This window comes from Pyramidobacter porci, from assembly GCF_009695745.1.
Taxonomy (GTDB): domain Bacteria; phylum Synergistota; class Synergistia; order Synergistales; family Dethiosulfovibrionaceae; genus Pyramidobacter; species Pyramidobacter porci.
This window is the reverse complement of record NZ_VUNH01000003.1, coordinates 209,718-227,220: the sequence shown is the minus strand read 5'-3', so window position 1 is coordinate 227,220 and position 17,503 is coordinate 209,718. Positions and strand designations below refer to the sequence as shown.

Here is a 17,503-nt window from a genome sequence, read left to right as displayed (position 1 = left end):
AAAGACACGTCACCCGCGCCGGCAGATCTGCAATCCCAGCGCAACGGATCGGAACGTAAGACACGGGAAGCTTTCGAGCCGCTTTTTCAATGAACGGTTACGGCGACGTTTTCACCGCCCGTCGGCAAGGTCGGGGATCTCAAGAATATAGGGGATCAAAATCATCACGACCTGGCTGCGCGTCTTCTTGTCAAGTTTGGCTTTGAAAAGCTCGCCTATCAGAGGGATGCTGCTCAAAATCGGCACAGAAGCGCGCGTGCGCGAGCGGCTTTCCTTGAACAGGCCGCCGATCACGAACGGCTCGCCGTCGCGCACGCGGATCTTCGTTTCGACGGTGCGCGAGTTCGTCTGCGGGATCTGCTCGCCCTGACCGCCGCGGATCCACTGGATCACCTCGCCTGTCGCCAGAGAGACGCTGACGGTGATCATGCCGCCGCGTCCGATCCGGGGCGTCACTTCCAGTTTGGGGCCGACTTCTTCGTCGTCGTAGGTCGGATTCTGCGCGTCGTCGCGCCGCGACACGTATTTCAGTTTTTCCACGAGCTTCACGGTCGCTTTTTCGCCGTCGAGCACGGTCACCGTAGGGTCCGCCAGAACGCGCGCTTTTTTCTGTTCCACCAAAGTGTGAAGGCGAAAATCCAGCATCCGCGTCGCCGTGCCGGCCAGCTGGACGATGCCGCTGCCGATCTGTCCGGGAAGATTGGCGGAAGTGTCCAGATTCCCCAGCGGGCCTTCGGCCGTGCCGGGCTTGTGACCGCTCTGCGCGAATCCCGCCGAGAGCGCGCCGTTCTGGTAACTGCCCCACCACCAGTCGTAAACGGCGTTGAGGGCAGTTTCGAGCTGGTCGCTCGCGTCGTCGTTCACTTCGATGATGCGCGCCTTGAGCATCACCTGCCGTCCCGGTGCGTCGAGCAGGCGGAGCGTTCGCCGCACTTTTTCCTGCTGAAAGGCCGTTCCCGTGACGACGATCAGATTCTGGCGCTCGTCGACCAGCACTCTGTTGGCCGGCGAATTGAGCTCCGCCAGATCTTTCAGCAGGGGCGCGGTCTTCTGCGCCTCCGCATAGGCGACGTGATAGCTCCTGGTCGTCAGGCGCCCCGTCAGCAGGCTCAGCGAATTTTTCGCGCCGACGACGACCGTCCGGCCAACGACGCTGAAGCCGAGATTCTGAGAACGGAGCACGAACTGAAACACTTCCGCAAAGGGGGCCTCGCTGAAGGCCAGCGTCATCCTCGCGTTCTGCGGCACCGAGGCGTCGACGACGATATTCACGTCCGACATCGCGCCGAGAAGGCGGAAGACGTCCGCCAGTTCGCAGTCTTTCAGATTCATGGAGATCTTTTTCGACGAAATGCGCCCGGCGTCTCCGCCTTCCCGCAGAATCGGCGTTTGTTCCCGATCCTGGGCGCGCCCGCCTTTTGCGAAGCGGATCCGCATGCGCCCGCTCCCGGCCCCTCTGACCTCGCCAAGCTGCAAAGGTTCTTCGCAGAAAAGCGTGATCAGCGTGCTGCGATTGGAGTCTTCCACTTTGATATGAGGGACCAGCGGCGTGTCGAGATCGCGCTCGTAGTTCAGGGCCGGGAAGCGCACTCCTTCGAGCGCCAGCGTCAGGGAATTTTCATTTCTGTAAGCCAGTTCGGGGCGTTTCAACGCGTGCCCTTCCAAAGACAACACGATATGCGAATCCCCGGCCTGCTCCGCGTGAAGCGCCCAAAGCCGAGGCTCCTCGCGCGTTCTGGCCGGCAGCTCCGCCGGCAGGAAAAGGGAAAACAGGAACAATGCAAGCGCCGCACAATGCTTCTTCGGATTCATACGCCCCTCCTATTCCAGCGGCACGAAAAATTTTTGTCCGCGCCACTGACAGGTCATGCCCGTCTGCCCGATCGCCAGGATCCTCACGCCGTTCAGCGACTGCCCCGGGACGGCCAGGACCGTCCGCGCCGAACCTTCGACGGCCACGGCCGCCCATTGCCGGCCGCCGGACGAAATGACGCCGCGCAGCGCCAGGAGCGGCCGGTTCAGGATAGCGTCCGACGAAATGTCCTCTTCGCCGTCCCATGACTCTTCCCATGCCGCCGCTCGCTTCAGAACGTCGAGCCGCTGCTGCAAAATCCGTTCCAGCTCGGCACTTCGCGCGACCGGCATCGGTTCCTCGGGAGCCGCCGCCGCGACGGCGATTTTTACGGGATGAAAGAGCCGGCGCTGCCAGAAGGCGGTGGAAATCAACGAAAGGACTGCACAGCCCCAGCAGAGAGCGCCGGCCGCCATCTTGATTTTTCCGGGATTCGCGCTCACGATGCCGTCTCCTTCCGCAAGAAGGAAGACAGCGTCATGTCCACGCCGAACGACTGTTCGCCGCTACGGCGCGCCTCCACGCGGTCGACGCAAAAGAACTCGCGGCGTGCCAGAATTTCGCTCAAAAAGGCGCGGATCCCCTGTCCCCGTGTCCGCAGAGCCACTTCGAGACGCACCGCTCCAAGCCGATCGGGATCCGGCGACAGGGACACGGCGCAGTCGACCTGGGCCGTCAGCGCGCACTGCTCCAGCGCCGCCTTCAATTCTTCGGGCGTGGCTGCCGGAACGATCGGCAGTTTGTCGAAACGGTCCCGTTCTTCCTTCAAAGTAGCGATCAAAGCCGTCAGTTTTTCCGCACGGCCCCTGCTGCGCTCGGCAAGCAGGCGCAGCTCCGCCGTGCGCGTTTTCAGATCGTCCGTGCGGGACACGATCCAACTCTGCGCCCACGCCACGGCAAGCATCAGCGCAACGGCCGCCAGCCCGCGAAAAACCGGCGCCGTCACCGTGAGTTTTTTCATCGTCCCCGCCTCGTTCCTTCCAGACACAGGAGCAGACTTCCGCCGCTCAGAAGCCGGCGCTCGCTGATTCGCAGCGGCGCGTAGGGCAGACGCGCCAGCTTTTCGAGGGCGTGATCCGCGTTCTCGCGGTCGGCGAACAGAATCTCGATCCGACAGCGTTCCCGATCCGCCGTGACGGCTTCCAGCTCCCCCGTCTCCGGCACGGCGCCGGCGAGCGCCGTCAGAATTTCAAGCGCCAGCGCCGAACTTTGCCCTTGCTCGATCATGGCCCCGAGCCGACTGTCGTGCGCTTTAAGATCCCCGCACACTTCGCCCAGACGCGCCGCAGCCGCCGTCGCTTCGCGCTCCGCTTCCCGAACCGCGGCGTACTGTGACCGCAGACGCGGCCACAGCGTCAGCGCGCAGACAAAAAACTGCAAAAAACACAAAAACATCACGGCAAACGCTCCATATTCGCGCAGAAAGCGCTTCCATCCCGGCTCGACGGGCTCGCAGTAAGACGCGGGCAGCAGGTTGAATTCAGTCTTCATGGTCAAACCTCAGCAGCAAACCGACGACGTCGTACCATTCGGAATCGGCCGGAGGCGTGAGAACCGCCGGACAAAGGCCGTCGAAATCGATTTCCCGCGCCGCCGCGTGCAGATCGCCGAGCGGGAGCGCAACCGGCGCGGAGGCGCCTTTTGCGATATAAACCGGCGGCGCGGTCCCGCCGAAGTTTTCGGAAACATAATCCAAGGTCCTGTTTATTTCCGAACAGACCTGCGAACTCCAGGCAAATTCTTCGGCCGAGAGGGCGACGCTGCGAAAAAACAGACCGCTTCCCGCGGAGACGAACGCGCAGTGCAGCGAATCTTCACGTTTCATGACCAACAAGAAATTCTCTTCGGCAATGGCGGAACCGAAAGCGCGCGTCGCGGCGACAATCTGCGGTTCCGCGGCGAAGACGCGGGCCCGCGGACCGCGCAGGCTTTCGAGAAACGGCGCAACCTGCGCCTTCGCGCAGGCCGCGCCCACAAGGCGCAGCCGGCCGTCGTGCGACGGGGAGCTTACCTCGCAGACATCGAACAGGGCTTCGCCGACGTCGAACGGGAAATAATCGGAAAAACACCACGTCATGGAAGCGCGCGCCTCTTCCACATTGGCCGCCGGCAGGGCAAACAGCCGAAAAATGCAGTCGGCCGACGGGATTCCCACGGCAAAAGGAATCCTGCCCCAGCGAAACGCCAATTTCTTGCGCAGAAACGCGCCTAAGGCCGCTCCGTCCGCCAGATGCCCGCGGCTGACCAAACCGTCGGGAAGAGGGATTTTTTCGGCGTTGACGAGCCGCGCCCGCCCGCCTTCCCGCAAAAGTTCGGCGTAGCACGCCCAGCGATCGCGCAGCGCCAGCGCCGCCCCCGCACAGCGCTCAGTCCTCCGTTTCCACAGCATCGTTCCGCTCCTTCCCCGAGCACACCGCTTCAGCGAATCCGCCTGGACAGTCTGACTTCGCGTTTTTCTCCCCGTCCCGGCCAGGTCACCAGGACCGTACAGACGCTCCCCTCCGCCGAAGGCGACAGGTCGACAGAAACGTCAAACGAAGCGAAGCCGCTGGAAAAATTCTCCAATAACTTCTCCGGCGAAGGGACCTTCCCCCACGCCTCCACTTCCTCGACGCACGAGAGCGCCCCCCGCCAGCCTTCCTGACGACGGCGAAGCTCAACGGCGGCGTGCAAATTTTCCGTAAAGGTAGAGGCCAGCAGAGGCAGAAAAACAGCCGCAAGCGCCGCAGCGATCAGGCACTCGACCAGCAGAAAACCCTTTTTCATCGCGCGCCTCATCATGAAAATGACCGCACCGCCTGCAAAACCGGCAGAAAGATCGCCGCGACGACGAGCGCGGCCGCCAGCCCGACGGCGATGATCAACAGCGGTTCGAGGACGGACGTCAGCCGCTTGATTCCCTCGTCGAACGCCCTTTCATGCCACTCTGCGGCCCGCAGCAACATTTCATCCATTTTTCCGGTTTGCTCTCCCGCCGCGATCAGCGTCGCCGTCACCGGCTGCAACAGAGCCAGTTCCCGGGCCCGCGCCGCCAGGCCGGCTCCCCGGGAAGCGGCGCCATGAAGCTCCATCAGCGTGCGGGCCATCGCGGCGTTGCGAGAAGTTTCCGCGCTGAGTTCAAGCGAACGCAGCAGCGGCACGCCAGATTTCAGCAACAGCCCCAGACTGCGCAGCGAACGCGCCAGCGCCGCCTTCGCCCGCAGCGCGCCGACGACGGGGACTTTCAGCCGCAGACGGTCGATCGCCAGACGCGCCCCGGGCACTCGGCGCAGTCCCCAGATTGCGCCGGCGGCGGCAGCCAGACCGGCAAGCAGGAAAGACAGGATCAGCGGAAGGTGTCCGCTCACGTAAAAGAGTTTGGCTGTCAGCGCCGGCATGGGAATTTTCAAACGCGCGAAAACTTCGTGGAACTTCGGCAGAACGAAACCGAACATGACCAGAAGCACCGCAAGAGAGAAGAACAACACCAGCGCCGGATAGGTCAGCGCGGAAAAAATTTGGGAGCGCAGCCGCTCACGGCGCTCATACCGCTCCGCCACAAGCTCCAGCGATTCGGAAAGCCGCCCGGTCTCTTCGCCGACAGAGAGCATCATCTGGTCGACCGGCTCACAAAAACGGCAGTCTCTCATCGCCCGGCTCATGGCTTGTCCGCCGTTGATTCCCCGGCACACCCGCCGGATCTTTTCGATCATCGGAAAGCAGCGGCTCGTCTCCGCAAGCCGCTGCAGGGAAATGCCCAGCGGAATTCCCGCCGCGGTAAAAAGCGCCAGCTCCCGGAAAAACAACGCTTTCTGCAACAGCGGGATCGTGCCGATGGCGCGCAGTTTACGCCAGAGCGACGCCGCGGGCTGCGCCGCTTTTTCCGAAGCGCCGGCTTCGATCGCAAGCGGCAGCAGGCCCTGCCGGCGCAAAATCCGCGCCGCTTCCCGCGCGTTCGCGCATTCGACCACGCCCGTTCGCAGCTCTCCGGCGGAAGACCGGGCTCGATAGGAGAATTTCATGGCAGCATCAACCGGCCGCCCAGAAGACGCTTCATCTCTTCGCCGTCAAACGCGCCGGCAAGGGCGGCTTCCGGCGCAATGCGTTTCTGCTCGACGAGCCGCAGCAAAGACTGCTCCATCGTGTGCATGCCGTCGCGCTGCGACGTTTGCAGTATCGTCTTCAGCTGCGCCGTGCGCGACTCGCGGATCGCGCTTCGCACCGCCGCCGTGCCGACGAGCATTTCCGTGGCCAGACAGCGGCCGCCCGCGCGCTGCGGAACCAGCCGCATCGCGCACACGCCCGCCAGCGAAAGCGCTGTCTGCGCTCTGATCTGCGCCTGCTGCGCCGCTGGAAAAACGTCGATGATGCGTTCAACGGCCTGAGGCGCGTCCGGCGCGTGCAGCGTCGCCAGCACCAGATGTCCGGTCTCGGCGGCCGTGATGGCGGCGGAAATCGTCTCGCCGTCGCGCATTTCCCCGATTTCAATCACGTCGGGATCCTGCCTCAAAGCGTCCCGCAGTCCGGCCGCGAAGCTCGGACAGTCACGGCCGATCTGACGCTGGTGGAGCAGCGCCCGCTTGCAGTCATGCACGAATTCAACGGGATCTTCCAGCGTCACGATGTGGATGTGGCACGTTCCGTTAAGCCAGTCGACCAGAGAAGCCAGCGCCGTGCTCTTGCCGCTCCCGGACGGTCCGGTGAACAGCAGGAGGCCGCGTCCTTTCGCGCAAAGTTCTTTCAAAACCGCCGGCAAACCACACTGTTCCGGCGTCGGGATCCGAGCGGCAATCAACCTCACCGCCGCCGCAGGCTGTCCTCTGCTCCAGAAACAGCTGAGACGGAATCTCCTCGGCGCGGCGGGAACGCCAAATTCATGCGCGGCGCTGATGCTTTTATTCAGTTCCCAGTCGTTCCATTCCGCCGCGGACAGCATTCGCCTGATGGACGCCAACAGCCATTCCCGGCCAACCACGTCGCGGCCGCTGTCCTCGAGCCGGCCGTCGATACGGAACAACGGCGCGCGCCCGCAGGAAAGATGAACGTCGCTGGCCCCGCATTCCACCGCTTCGTCAAACAAAGCCCACAGATCAGATCCCGGCATGGCAATCACCTCACATCGATGGCGCCGAAAACTTCTTCGTAACTCGTCACGCCGGCCAGCGCTTTGGCGATGCCGCTGCGTTCCAGCGTTCTCATGCCCTTGCGGACAGCCGCCTCGCGCAGCGTGGAAACACTTTCCTCGCGCGCGATCAGAGCGGAAATTTCTTCGTCGACAGCCAGCACCTCGAAAATCGCCGTCCGTCCCGCATATCCCCGGCCGTCGCACAGCGGGCAGCCCACGGGCCGGTAAAAAACGCTCCCGTGCGGAAGCCCCAGGCGCTCGCATTCGCGCTCCGGCAGCGCATACGGCTGCCGGCAATGAGGGCAGAGTTTGCGAACCAAGCGCTGAGCCATCACGCCGCGCAGCGCCGAGGCCACGAGAAAGGCGGGCGCACCCATGTCGATCAGGCGCAGCGCCGCGCTGGCGGCATCGTTGGTGTGCAGCGTGCTCAGGACGACGTGGCCGGTCAAGGCGGCGCGGACGGCGAGCAGCGCCGTTTCGCCGTCGCGGATCTCGCCCAGCATGACGATGTCGGGATCCTGGCGCAGAATGGAACGCAGCGCCGCAGCGAAACTCAGCCCGCTGCGCTCGTTGACCTGCACCTGCGTGACGCCGGGAATGTCGTACTCCACGGGATCTTCCACGGTCACGGCGTTGAACTCGGCGAGGTTCAGCCGTTCCAGCATGGCGTACAGCGTCGTGGTCTTGCCGCTGCCGGTGGGGCCGGTGTTGAGGACGATGCCGTTGGGAACGTTCAGCAGATTCTTGATCCGTGCCAGCTCTGCGGCCTCGCATCCCAACCCTTCAAGCCCGCGCAGCGCCCGTTCGCGGTCAAGGATGCGCAGGACCGCCTTCTCCCCGCGAACGGACGGAAGCGTAGAAATGCGGAAATCCACTTTGCGCCCTTCCACGTCCCGTAACATGCGGCCATCCTGAGGAAGACGGCTCTCGGCGATGTCCATTCCGGCCATGATCTTGACGCGCGCCGTCACGGCCCGGTGGATTCCCGACGGAAAACGGACTGCGTCCACAAGCCGGCCGTCGATGCGGAAACGGACTCGCGACTCTTTTTCGCCCGGTTCGATGTGAATGTCGGAGGCACGTTCGCCGATCGCCTGAGCGACCATGCTCTCCACGATCTGGGAAACCGGCGAGGCATCGTCCAGCCGTTCCGACGCCGCTTCGTCGTTCCTCTCGTCGTGCAGGTAATCCGCGGAGAGGCGGGCGATGCGTCCGGAAAATTGATAGGCGCGGCGGATTTCGGCCGCAAGATCGGGAACGCTCGAAGGGATCAGCTCCACCCGCCGACGGGCCAGTGCCTGCAGTTCATCGGCGCAGGGCAGGCTCCGCGGCTCTTCCGCCATGACGTGCAGATGGCCGTCGGGAGCGATCGTCAGCGGCAGGACGCGAAGCCGCGCCGCCGTTTCGAACGAGATCAGCCGCAGCGCTTCCGGCGCAGGATGCAGCCTGGCCAGCGCCACGCGGGACGGCGGCAGAGCGCCGCTCTCGCTGAGCATCATAGACGTCATCTCCTTACCTGTAGAGCGTGTAATAGATTCCCGACGACGGCGCCGGCAGAACCGACGAGACGGGAACGGCAGTTGGTCCGTCCGCGCCGTTTTCCAGCACCACGACTTTGCCGTCCCGGACCGCCAGACCGGCCGCCTTGTGGGAAAGCGTTTCCGCAGCCGCGAGCCTGCCGGGCGTCAGATCGACAACCTGCAAAACGCGGCGTTGTTCCTCCCGCCCCAAGAGGTAGAGCAGCCCGTCATAAAAAAGCGCGCTGACGACGTCATGAAAACCTTTGAGCTCCAGCCACCAGCCCCAGCCGCTGCCGCGCCAGGGCGCCGCGCTCCAGCGCAGATCTTTCAGAGCCGCCGGCGCGGCCGCGACCAGAGTGTCCGCGCCGTTCTCGCCGACAAAAGCCAGCCACAGCCCGCGGGATACAACGCAAGGGATCGGCGCGAAACGGAAATTCAACTCATCGAAAAGCGTTATCTTTTCCAGATCGATCCGTTCGGAAAACCGAAAGTCTTCCGCCTGGCGCAGAAAAATCTGCACGCCGCCACGGCTGTCGCAGAGCGCCACGCGCTGCAAACTTGCGGATGAGTCGTTCAGTCCCAGCGGCGGCAGGCAAAGTTCCGCGTCGCCGCCCTCGCTTTGTCCCGTCAGTTTCCCGCTCAAAGCGTCGTAGCTCAGCAGCCGCCCCCGCGCGCCGGCGCCGGAAGGCACCAGCAGAGACCACTTTCCGGCAAGGGGAATCGCCAGCGGCGCTGCCGCGGCATGCCCGAGCGGCGCTCGCTCCTCCTTATCCCCGACGCCGCCCCAGCGGAGACAAGCGCCGTTTGCCAGATCCTCGCGCCCCCAAAGAAAAGACGGCGCGAGAGGGTCGGTCACGTCGAGGCAGAAAAGGGCGCGAGCCCCCAGCCCCAAAGTGCCCCACAGCAAAATGCGTTCCCGCGAGGAGACGTTCACCCGCTCCGCCGTCAAACCGCCGGCCGCCAGCCAGGGCAGCTCCGTCAGCGATTTTGCCCGCACCAGGGCCTCTGCCCGCGTTCTCCAGCAGAGCTGCGGCGGCGCAAAAGCCCAGCGTTCTTTCCCCGTCGCCGCGTCAAAGGCGCATATCAGCCCGTCGTCAGTCTGAACGTACAGGGAATTTTCCGCGTCAACCATGGCCGCCGGAAACGGCGCGCCAAGCGCCGTCTCCCGCAGCCGTGCGCGCCATTCGGCCCAGAGCGTTTCATCCACGCCGAAGTACCCTCCCGCCGCGGGATCATAACCGCCAAGCGGGCGCAACTCCCCCGCCGACGGTCCGTCGTCCCCGCACGGCACGATAAGTACCCGACGCGAAGCCCCGACGGACGACTCCCAGATGATCCGTTCCGTTCCAAACGCGTCGCCGAAGAGACGCTTTTGTATCTTGCCCTCGTCGCCGCAGGGGCTTGGGCGTTCCCGCCGCAGCGGCACGTAACCGCCGCGGCGCCCGTTCGCTTGGAAGAGCAAAGGCGTCCCCGTCAGTTCCCATTCCGAATTCCGCGAGAAGCTGGAAAGTTCCCGCAGTTTTATCGGCAACGCCGGCACCTCGGCCCGCAGGCTTTCCGCCGAAAACAAAACCAGAAGCACAAGAAACCCCGGCCACATCATCGTTCCACCAGGACAACCCGTTCGAGCGTTACGGCATGAAGCGCGTCCGCCGCCGGCGAACGAGGACGCGCCGTGACCACAATGCGCCAGGCGCCTTTTTGAAAAAGCGGGCGTCCCGCCTGCCCCGTCTGAAGCTGCGTATATGACTGACGAAAAACCAGCGGCGAATCGCCCTCCGACCACAAACCGCCCAACGAGGGCGGATACGCGGCAACCCTTGAATTCCCATTCAAAAAGGGAGAAACGGTAAAAAGGCACCATTGAACGCGGCTCTCCACCTCCGCGTCGGCCGTGGAGAACCGCCCGATTTCCGCCGGCACGGCGATCTCCAGTTGTTCCGGGCCGATCGTGGGTGAAATCGACATCACCCCGTATCCTCCGCGCGGATTTTCCGGTTTACGCTGAAAAAGCCACCTCGTGGCGCGTTCAAGCGCGTCCCGCGCCGCCGTGTCGAGCTTCGGCTGCAGGATGGAATCGTCGGCGCTCCGTTGCAGCCAGTGCCAGCGCGCGTACTCCAGCGCCAGCATTCCGACCAGGGCCGAGACCACGATCAGCAGGATCGCCAGAGCGCTGCCCCGTCGCTTCAGAGCCCGAGCTTCCATGTCCGCGAGACCTCCAGCATCTTTTCTCCGGCAGCGAACTGCACTCTGACGCTGAGCAGACGCCTGTCTTCGTCAAAACGAAACCCGAGCGCCTGCACGTCATGAAACACCGGCTGCTCATGACTGCCGTCATGATAATCGACATAGACCGTTCCATTTTTAACGAAAACCGTCATCGCCAAAAGCCGGCAGACCGGAGTTCCCCACGGCACGGCAAGGGATTCCCGCGCCGTCACCGTCGGGGATTCGCTGGCCGCTTCGCGGACGAGCCGCACCGGCACCTCCGTCCCCGGGAACAAAAGCCAGCTGACCGACAGCCTGGCGTCCACCGTGTTCTCCTCCTTGACGGCGCCGGAAAACAAACTTTTCACCGAAACGTTCGCTTCCGCTTGGAGCTCTTTCAGCAAGATATTCCCCGTCGGCGTGCAGGAGACGAGACGGAGCGTGTTCCCCCAGTCGGCGCCGGTGGAACGGAAACCGTACCCGCCAACGGAGTCGCCGACGGAAACGCTTTTCTGCCAGAGCGACCAGGCCGGCATGGAGTACAGCGGCAACGGCGGCGAAAACAGATCCGTCTGCCAACGTTCGGGCAGTCCGACGCCGCAATGCTTCGCCGGAGTTTCCAGAAAAGCGAAAACGCGTTCCACACTGCTCCAGCCGGGCGCTGAGACATAATCCTCACTGCGGTGGAAGGACTCAACGGCATTCTGCATGACGAAAAGAGCGCCGCCGCTCAGCAAAACAAAAAGAGGAAGCGCTGTCATAACCTCGACAAGCGTCATTCCTCTTCTTCGTTTGCGTTTTCCGCTTCGCATCGCGCCGTTCCCCCGAGCATTCGACGAAATTTCACGACCTCCATATAGAACACTAAATAAAGCGTTTTCATTGTATCAGAGCCCACGGCGCGGAACAAGGCACAATTTTTTCCGATCATGAAATGCACGAAAAATACAATTTCCGTTCCAGACGCGACGCGTATGCCCAGGCGCGCCTCGACACGCCCCAAAAGCCGGACGATCGCTGGCCATCGCGCTCTTTGAATTGCCCGCAAGATGCTGGAACGGTGAATAACATCACGGCAGATTCCGCTTCAACGTGACTGCCGTCTTTGGGGACGGATCCTACGCAAAAAGCTCTTCTTTGCGGGCAAGGATTTCCACGCCGCCCTGACAGGCTGGGCAAAAACAATATTTGCCGCCGGACGCTTTGACCTTCTTGCCCTGTTCCGTCATCTGGGCGACCGTTTCCGCGCCCAAAAAATCCACGGCCGCCTGACTTTTCAGGAACTCCATCGTCGCGTCGATGCTCTGCACGTCCTCTTCCAGTTCCTTCACGAGCCTTTCCGCCGCTTCCTTCTGCTGGGGCGTGCCGACCGCGTCGAGCCATTCCTCCCCCGCGGCCTTCAATTCGGCGCAGCAGCTTCCGGCCGCAACAACTTCTTTCACTTTGGCGATCATCGCATTTTTGCTCATTCTCATCCCATCCTTTCGTTACGAGAGCTTCAATTGCCGTTTTTATTATATCACGATGCGTTCAGGATATTTTCCAGCTCGAGAATCCTCGCTACATTCTTACAAGAATACAACTTGCGGAAGCGGACTGTCCGTGTTATCATTCTACCGTTCATCGTTGTGCCCATGCCTGAGTGGCGGAATCGGTAGACGCAGGGGACTCAAAATCCCCCGTGGGCGACCACATGAGGGTTCGAGTCCCTCCTTAGGCACCAATTGAAGCAAACGCGCCTATTGCAAGGGGGCGCTTGTGTATATTAAAATGGCGTCATGCTTACAGGGTTGCCTGAAAAAGGCGTAAATCCCCCGAGGTTGGATTGGGACCATGGCGCTGAAATGGCCTCGCGCAGGCGAGGCTTAAGAGCTTTCCATGCGACTGCATGGAAGGCTCTTTTTTTGTCCCCCTTCCTGTGTAATTTTTCATATTACCATAAAGGGGCAATTTTGTGGATTGCCTCTATATCTAGCGTTTTAATGCTGGCGATAACCGCACAAATGGGGTAAAATACACACAGAGACAGGAGGTGATCCGAAATACTTACAGTGGTCAGATTCGAGAGACTGAGGCGCGACGTGTCGGTGAAAGACCTGACGGCACGGGCCGGGGGCGATGTGGGAAGATACCGAAATTTTGAGAGGGGCGATAAATACAGGAAGCTTAACGATGTAGAACTTGAGGGCGTGGCGGAGTGCCTGCGCATTCCCCGCGAGATGTTCGCCGACGCCAAGGGCGCGCCGCGCATGATGGCGTAAAAAAAAAAGAAAGACCGTTCGCCGGGCGCGGTTCCGGGAACGGTCGTAAGACTGGAGATGAATTGATTTTGTACTCTGATTATAGCACAACGAAAGATCTCGAAGAAAGCAGTTATGACTGCATAGAAATTGAACTTACGGAAAAAGAGATGCGGGGCGAGGAGGGCATTAAAAAAGCCCTTCGTGTATGGGTGGCAAAGAAGTGGGTCGAAAACGGCATAACTCCGAACTTGGATGGCTATGACAATGCGTTGGAACGGGCAACGCAGGCGGCGTTTGACGCCCTCCGCGCCGCCGATGCACGACAGACGGGGGGAGTGAGCGAAACAAGCGGAACGTCCCTGCTCTTTGACATTCACGAAGCCTTGACACAAGCAGCAGGACGTGTCAGGCGTGCGCGCATCAGGGCATATAAGTACACGCGTCCTGTGCGCCGCCGCGAAAGAAGAAGTTCCAGCCGTTCTCGTTCTTCCTTCGTGGCCGCGCCTTCCCATGCCGGCTCTGATTCTGGCGGCGACGACGGCGGTTCAGACGATGGAGACGGACAATCTGATTCGCATCATGTAGGCACCGGCCACGAGGCCCGTGTCAATGTTGTTGTAGACTCTCAACAGAATAAAAGTATCGAGGAGCCGGGCATTGCCGCGCGGAGTGACGCGCTGGCGGTGGCTGGATTTTTTGTACCCTTTGAACGGGCGGAGGTGGCGGCATGACGGCGCAGAAAGACAGAGGGAACATCAAGATGCAGAACACGCAACGCCGGATCGTGCTGGCCACACTGCTCCAAGGCGAAGTGTTTGACCGCGAGCATGTCTTCTCCTGCGGCAAGGTATACGAGCTGGCCGCGCGAATCTGCGAACTGCGGAAGGCGGGCTGGCCAATCCTGACCGTGAAACACGAGGACTGGAAGCTGGCCAAGTATATGCTGATCGGCGCGAGGAAGGAGGCGGCGGGCGATGACTAGTTCAGAGGGACATAAACGCTGCCTGGTTCGAGGAACACGTCGAGCCTCGAGTCGAGAAACTGACACGAAGCGGCAGCGACGAGCTGCTTATGTGCTCGCCGCTGCGGGAAGACCATAATCCTTCCTTCTCAGTCAACCTAGAAAAGGGGTGCTGGAACGATTTCGCAACGGGCGAGAGCGGCACGCTGACGGAGCTAGCCGACCGTCTGGGCGTTCCCGCGCCGGAATATGCGGGCGGTGAAACTTCTTCCTCGAGGAAAGAGCAGGACACCAAGGCCGCAGCGGCGGAGAGGAAAAAGGTCGAGGCGGCCCGTGCCGTGTGGGAGATGGCGACGGAAGACGAAGTACCAGCCCATGAGTACCTGAAGGCCAAGCAGGTGGATGCAACGGGCCTCAATCTGCGCAGACTTTCTCTTAGCGGCCCCGCTTTGCCGGAGCCGTACCAGAAGATCCCTCGCCGCGGGCAGCTGGTCGTTCCCGTATATGACGCGAAGACAGGTCAGCTTGTCGGCGTAGAACTGATCGACTGTTTCAAGACCGACGGCAAATGGGGCAAGCGCGACCTTGGCGTCAAGGAAGCCGGGTACTGGGAAGCCGGAACGTGCTCCGGGAAAGACGCGCCGATCGTCTTCTGCGAGGGCATGGCCACAGCGGCAACGGTAAAGCGCTTCGTGAGCGACTCTGCACGCGTGATCTGTTGCTTCGGAGCGGGGAACGTTCCTGTTGTGGCGGCGGCGTTTCATGCGCGGTTCCCCGGCAGGGAGATCGTCATCGCCGCGGATGCGGGTGAAGCCGGAGAGAATGCTTATAACGAGGTACGGCTGGGCGAGGCGAAAAAGTGCGGGCGGGGGCATGAGAATGACGTCCTGCGCCCCGCCATTCCCGACGCCTTGAAGGCTATTCCCAAGGGGGAGAACAATGCTGACTGGAACGACGTTGTTCTCGCCAAGGGCTTCGAGGCCGCCCGCACGGAGTTTGAGAAGCGCCTGAAGCTGTCGCGGATGCTGCGCGATATGCAGGCTTCGGCCTGCTCCACTCCAAAAGTGAAGTTCTTTACTACGTCCGAGTTGATGGCCATGCGCTTTGAGGATGAGAGGTGGGCGGTCGAGGGGCTTGTCCCTTCGGGGCTGACCGTGCTCGCCTCGATTGCCAAGAAGGGCAAGAGTTGGCTTTGCTTGCAAATGGGGGCGGCGGTCGCGGCTGGAAAGCCCTTCCTTGGCATGAAGACGACGCAGGGGGCTGTACTCTATGCGGCCCTGGAAGACACTCAGGCACGGTTGAAAGAGCGGCTCCAACTGCTCTACCCTATGGGTGGCGTCCCCTCTGTCATGAGCTTCACGACGACCTTCCCACGCCTCGACGCCGGAGGGCTTAAGCAACTGCTGGAATGGGTCGTTGAAAATAGCCCTTCGCTCGTAGTTATCGACGTCTGGAACAAAGTGAAGCCCGCGGGCACGGACAAAAGTCTGAACGCCTACGAAGCCGACTATAAGGCTGTGGGGCCGCTGAAGGCTCTGGCCGATGCGACGGACACGCCGATCCTTCTCGTCCACCACCTGAAAAAAGGCAGCGCGGCAAGCGGCGAGATGCTGGAAGGGCTGTCCGGTTCCATGGGGCTACCGAGCGCGGCGGATGCGATCCTCACCCTGAAGCGCGAAGGGCAGAACGAAACGGCAATAATCGAGCGGACGGGGCGAGATCTGGACTGTACCGACGACATTCCCATCCGTTGGACGAAGCCCGCGGGCTGGCGTCTCTTCACGCCGGAGGAGATCTACAAAGAGCGCCGCGAGAAGGAAAACGGCACGGCACGGGCCATCTTCGACGCTCTGAAGGAAAGCGGCGCGCCGATGTCGCCCAAGCAGATCGCGGAAGCGGCGGGAATTTCTCAGCAAAACGTCCGGATGTACGTTAAGCGCCTTAAAGATGCGGGGCAGCTCCATCGGTTCAGCAACGGCAGGTATTACCTCGCAAAAGAAGCAGTCCCGTGCCACGAAGAAAAAGAAGATCCCCCTATAAATAATAATCCCTCTCTCTTTTCTGTTACGCCTGTTACGGGTGTTACGCCTGTTACGCCTGTTACGCCTGTTACGGTTGGGCAAGAACGGGGTTGTTACGCTTCTGTTACGCCTGTTGTTACGCCTATCCGAAGCAGTGATACCAATGGTTTAGGCGAAAAACGTAACAGCGTAACAGGCGTAACAGACACTCCTGGTTGTTTAAGCAAGTACGAAGAAACGGGCGAGATCCGCGACGATTCCCCCGATGAGGGTTTTTCTCTTCGAGGCAATGCTTCTTATGAATGTCCTGAAGGCTATATTCCTGCTAATCAGGAGGTCACGATATGAGCACGCAGGGCGAAATGTCCAGGAACGGCTTGCACGTGATCCCGATCGCCATGCTTCACGGCGTGGCGGCATACCCCGACGGCAAGGACGGCCTGACGGCAAAGACCATGTTCAAGCCCCTTGCCCCCGACGGGATAGCGTACCTGAAGCGGCACAAGGCGGAAATCATCGAAGCCTACAAGGAACATTCAACCGACGAAATCATGAGCGTCTTCCTGCGGACGTATTCACCGGAAGACCGGGCGGAGATGATCGACGAATACCGGGAACGTGTGGCCATTATGACGGAAGGGCGGCCCGTGACGCTGGCCAATCAGGTTCAGGCATGGGCGGTCGTGATCGGCTCGATCCTCGATGGAACGGAAGCGTGTAAGTCCTGGCCGGACGAACCATGCCAAGAAAAAGGACAGGCAGAATAAAAGGGAGTCCTGCCAGCGCAGGGAGTCTTCATTATGGAAACTTGAGACTGGAAAGGCGAAGGGCCATTTTAGAGCTATTTTAAGAAGGAGACAGAACAATGATCATGAAATCCAAAGAGGCAGAGCGCAAAATGTGCCCGTTGCGGACGAGGGAGTCTATCGCCACCTGCCACGGCAAATATTGTGCCTTGTGGGAATGGTTCGACGAAGCGGAAGAAACGGGATATTGCGGTCTGACTTGTCCCGTGACGTTGACACAGCAAGGGCCATTTTAGGGCCATTTGGCGATTTACGAGGGAGGCGCGCATGAGAATAGCGTATAGGCTGGCGCATGCCATTGATTTTCTTGTGCGCAAAGTACCGGGCGGTATCGCCGCCTTGCAGGGGAAGATGCATCGTCCGACAGATGAAGAGATACGCAAAGCCCTGGAATCGGAATGCGAAATCGGCGATCTGGTTCATGTGTCGCGTTCTTTGGATGTGGACGCCCTGCACAGAAAAGCTGCCCGGTTCCTTTCCTTCGAGGCCGATTTAAACGCAGTCCCGTGGGCCGTAATCGTGAGTATAGTACAGGGAATGATGAATGATGAAAGCGGCGGCATGGCTCAAGATATGAAAATCTATTTTGAGCACGCCGCCAAAATATACGCTACAGGTTGGATCGGACGCAGTGGCAGCGTTTCTATCCTCGACTCCATGGTGAAAAAATACGGCGTCTCCAAACAAACTATAACGAGACGGGCCGCTAAGATGCCGGAAGTAATCGCCCGCCTTGCTCTGAGCGGCATTTACTGCGAGACAGGCCGAGTTTAATTTAACACTTTAAC

General features: G+C 61.1%; 20 protein-coding genes and 1 tRNA gene. 8 read left to right on the top strand and 13 right to left on the bottom strand.

What is annotated here, in order from left to right:
* Positions 1–111 precede the first annotated feature (111 nt).
* From FYJ74_RS04310 to FYJ74_RS04255, 13 genes are all read right to left on the bottom strand, one after another.
* Positions 112–1,812 carry a type II secretion system protein GspD gene (locus FYJ74_RS04310; protein WP_154528356.1) on the bottom strand — a complete coding sequence of 567 codons (1,701 nt, stop codon included), beginning with the start codon at positions 1,810–1,812 and terminating at the stop codon, positions 112–114.
* A 9-nt stretch (positions 1,813–1,821) separates the two neighbouring features.
* On the bottom strand, positions 1,822–2,295 hold the full coding sequence (locus tag FYJ74_RS04305) for a hypothetical protein (RefSeq protein ID WP_154528355.1): 474 nt from the start codon (positions 2,293–2,295) through the stop codon (positions 1,822–1,824).
* On the bottom strand, positions 2,292–2,813 hold the full coding sequence (locus FYJ74_RS04300) for a hypothetical protein (protein ID WP_154528354.1): 522 nt from the start codon (positions 2,811–2,813) through the stop codon (positions 2,292–2,294). The genes FYJ74_RS04305 and FYJ74_RS04300 overlap by 4 nt, the downstream gene beginning before the upstream one ends.
* Positions 2,810–3,343 carry a hypothetical protein gene (locus FYJ74_RS04295; RefSeq protein ID WP_154528353.1) on the bottom strand — a complete coding sequence of 178 codons (534 nt, stop codon included), beginning with the start codon at positions 3,341–3,343 and terminating at the stop codon, positions 2,810–2,812. Before FYJ74_RS04295 ends, FYJ74_RS04300 begins: the two co-directional genes overlap by 4 nt.
* On the bottom strand, positions 3,333–4,241 hold the full coding sequence (pilM, locus tag FYJ74_RS04290) for a type IV pilus biogenesis protein PilM (protein WP_154528352.1): 909 nt from the start codon (positions 4,239–4,241) through the stop codon (positions 3,333–3,335). Before pilM ends, FYJ74_RS04295 begins: the two co-directional genes overlap by 11 nt.
* 29 nt (positions 4,242–4,270) lie before the next feature.
* Positions 4,271–4,618: a type IV pilus modification PilV family protein gene (locus FYJ74_RS04285; RefSeq protein ID WP_154528351.1), complete on the bottom strand. Its 348-nt coding sequence runs from the start codon at positions 4,616–4,618 to the stop codon at positions 4,271–4,273.
* Positions 4,619–4,629: 11 nt separating this feature from the next.
* Positions 4,630–5,802, bottom strand: a complete 1,173-nt coding sequence (locus FYJ74_RS04280) for a type II secretion system F family protein (RefSeq protein WP_195838792.1) — start codon at positions 5,800–5,802, stop codon at positions 4,630–4,632.
* Positions 5,803–5,849: 47 nt separating this feature from the next.
* On the bottom strand, positions 5,850–6,935 hold the full coding sequence (locus tag FYJ74_RS04275) for a type IV pilus twitching motility protein PilT (protein ID WP_154528349.1): 1,086 nt from the start codon (positions 6,933–6,935) through the stop codon (positions 5,850–5,852).
* Between the two features lie 5 nt (positions 6,936–6,940).
* Positions 6,941–8,455 (bottom strand): GspE/PulE family protein, encoded by a 1,515-nt coding sequence (locus FYJ74_RS04270; RefSeq protein WP_154528348.1) that lies wholly within the window; start codon positions 8,453–8,455, stop codon positions 6,941–6,943.
* Positions 8,456–8,468: 13 nt separating this feature from the next.
* A complete protein-coding gene (locus FYJ74_RS04265; RefSeq protein WP_195838791.1) occupies positions 8,469–10,058 on the bottom strand; it encodes an outer membrane protein assembly factor BamB family protein in 1,590 nt (529 codons plus the stop codon).
* Positions 10,059–10,075: 17 nt separating this feature from the next.
* Positions 10,076–10,681: a hypothetical protein gene (locus FYJ74_RS11610; protein WP_195838790.1), complete on the bottom strand. Its 606-nt coding sequence runs from the start codon at positions 10,679–10,681 to the stop codon at positions 10,076–10,078.
* Positions 10,663–11,463: a PulJ/GspJ family protein gene (locus FYJ74_RS04260; protein ID WP_154528346.1), complete on the bottom strand. Its 801-nt coding sequence runs from the start codon at positions 11,461–11,463 to the stop codon at positions 10,663–10,665. The genes FYJ74_RS11610 and FYJ74_RS04260 overlap by 19 nt, the downstream gene beginning before the upstream one ends.
* Positions 11,464–11,802: 339 nt before the next feature.
* A complete protein-coding gene (locus FYJ74_RS04255) occupies positions 11,803–12,153 on the bottom strand; it encodes a heat-shock protein Hsp90 (protein ID WP_229769333.1) in 351 nt (116 codons plus the stop codon).
* 167 nt (positions 12,154–12,320) lie between these two features.
* Here FYJ74_RS04255 and FYJ74_RS04250 point away from each other — a divergent pair.
* From FYJ74_RS04250 to FYJ74_RS04215, 8 genes are all read left to right on the top strand, one after another.
* Positions 12,321–12,407, top strand: a tRNA-Leu gene (locus FYJ74_RS04250).
* A 328-nt stretch (positions 12,408–12,735) separates the two neighbouring features.
* Entirely contained in the window at positions 12,736–12,945 is a 210-nt protein-coding gene (locus tag FYJ74_RS04245; protein WP_154528344.1) for a hypothetical protein, read from the top strand.
* A 68-nt stretch (positions 12,946–13,013) separates the two neighbouring features.
* Positions 13,014–13,658 (top strand): hypothetical protein, encoded by a 645-nt coding sequence (locus FYJ74_RS04240; RefSeq protein WP_154528343.1) that lies wholly within the window; start codon positions 13,014–13,016, stop codon positions 13,656–13,658.
* Positions 13,655–13,909, top strand: a complete 255-nt coding sequence (locus FYJ74_RS04235) for a helix-turn-helix domain-containing protein (RefSeq protein WP_154528342.1) — start codon at positions 13,655–13,657, stop codon at positions 13,907–13,909. Before FYJ74_RS04240 ends, FYJ74_RS04235 begins: the two co-directional genes overlap by 4 nt.
* Positions 13,910–13,998: 89 nt before the next feature.
* Positions 13,999–16,257 (top strand): AAA family ATPase, encoded by a 2,259-nt coding sequence (locus tag FYJ74_RS04230; protein WP_154528341.1) that lies wholly within the window; start codon positions 13,999–14,001, stop codon positions 16,255–16,257.
* Entirely contained in the window at positions 16,254–16,676 is a 423-nt protein-coding gene (locus FYJ74_RS04225) for a hypothetical protein (RefSeq protein ID WP_154528340.1), read from the top strand. The genes FYJ74_RS04230 and FYJ74_RS04225 overlap by 4 nt, the downstream gene beginning before the upstream one ends.
* A gap of 98 nt (positions 16,677–16,774) precedes the next feature.
* Positions 16,775–16,951: a hypothetical protein gene (locus tag FYJ74_RS04220; protein ID WP_154528339.1), complete on the top strand. Its 177-nt coding sequence runs from the start codon at positions 16,775–16,777 to the stop codon at positions 16,949–16,951.
* Between the two features lie 31 nt (positions 16,952–16,982).
* Positions 16,983–17,489 (top strand): hypothetical protein, encoded by a 507-nt coding sequence (locus FYJ74_RS04215; protein ID WP_154528338.1) that lies wholly within the window; start codon positions 16,983–16,985, stop codon positions 17,487–17,489.
* Positions 17,490–17,503: the final 14 nt, after the last annotated feature.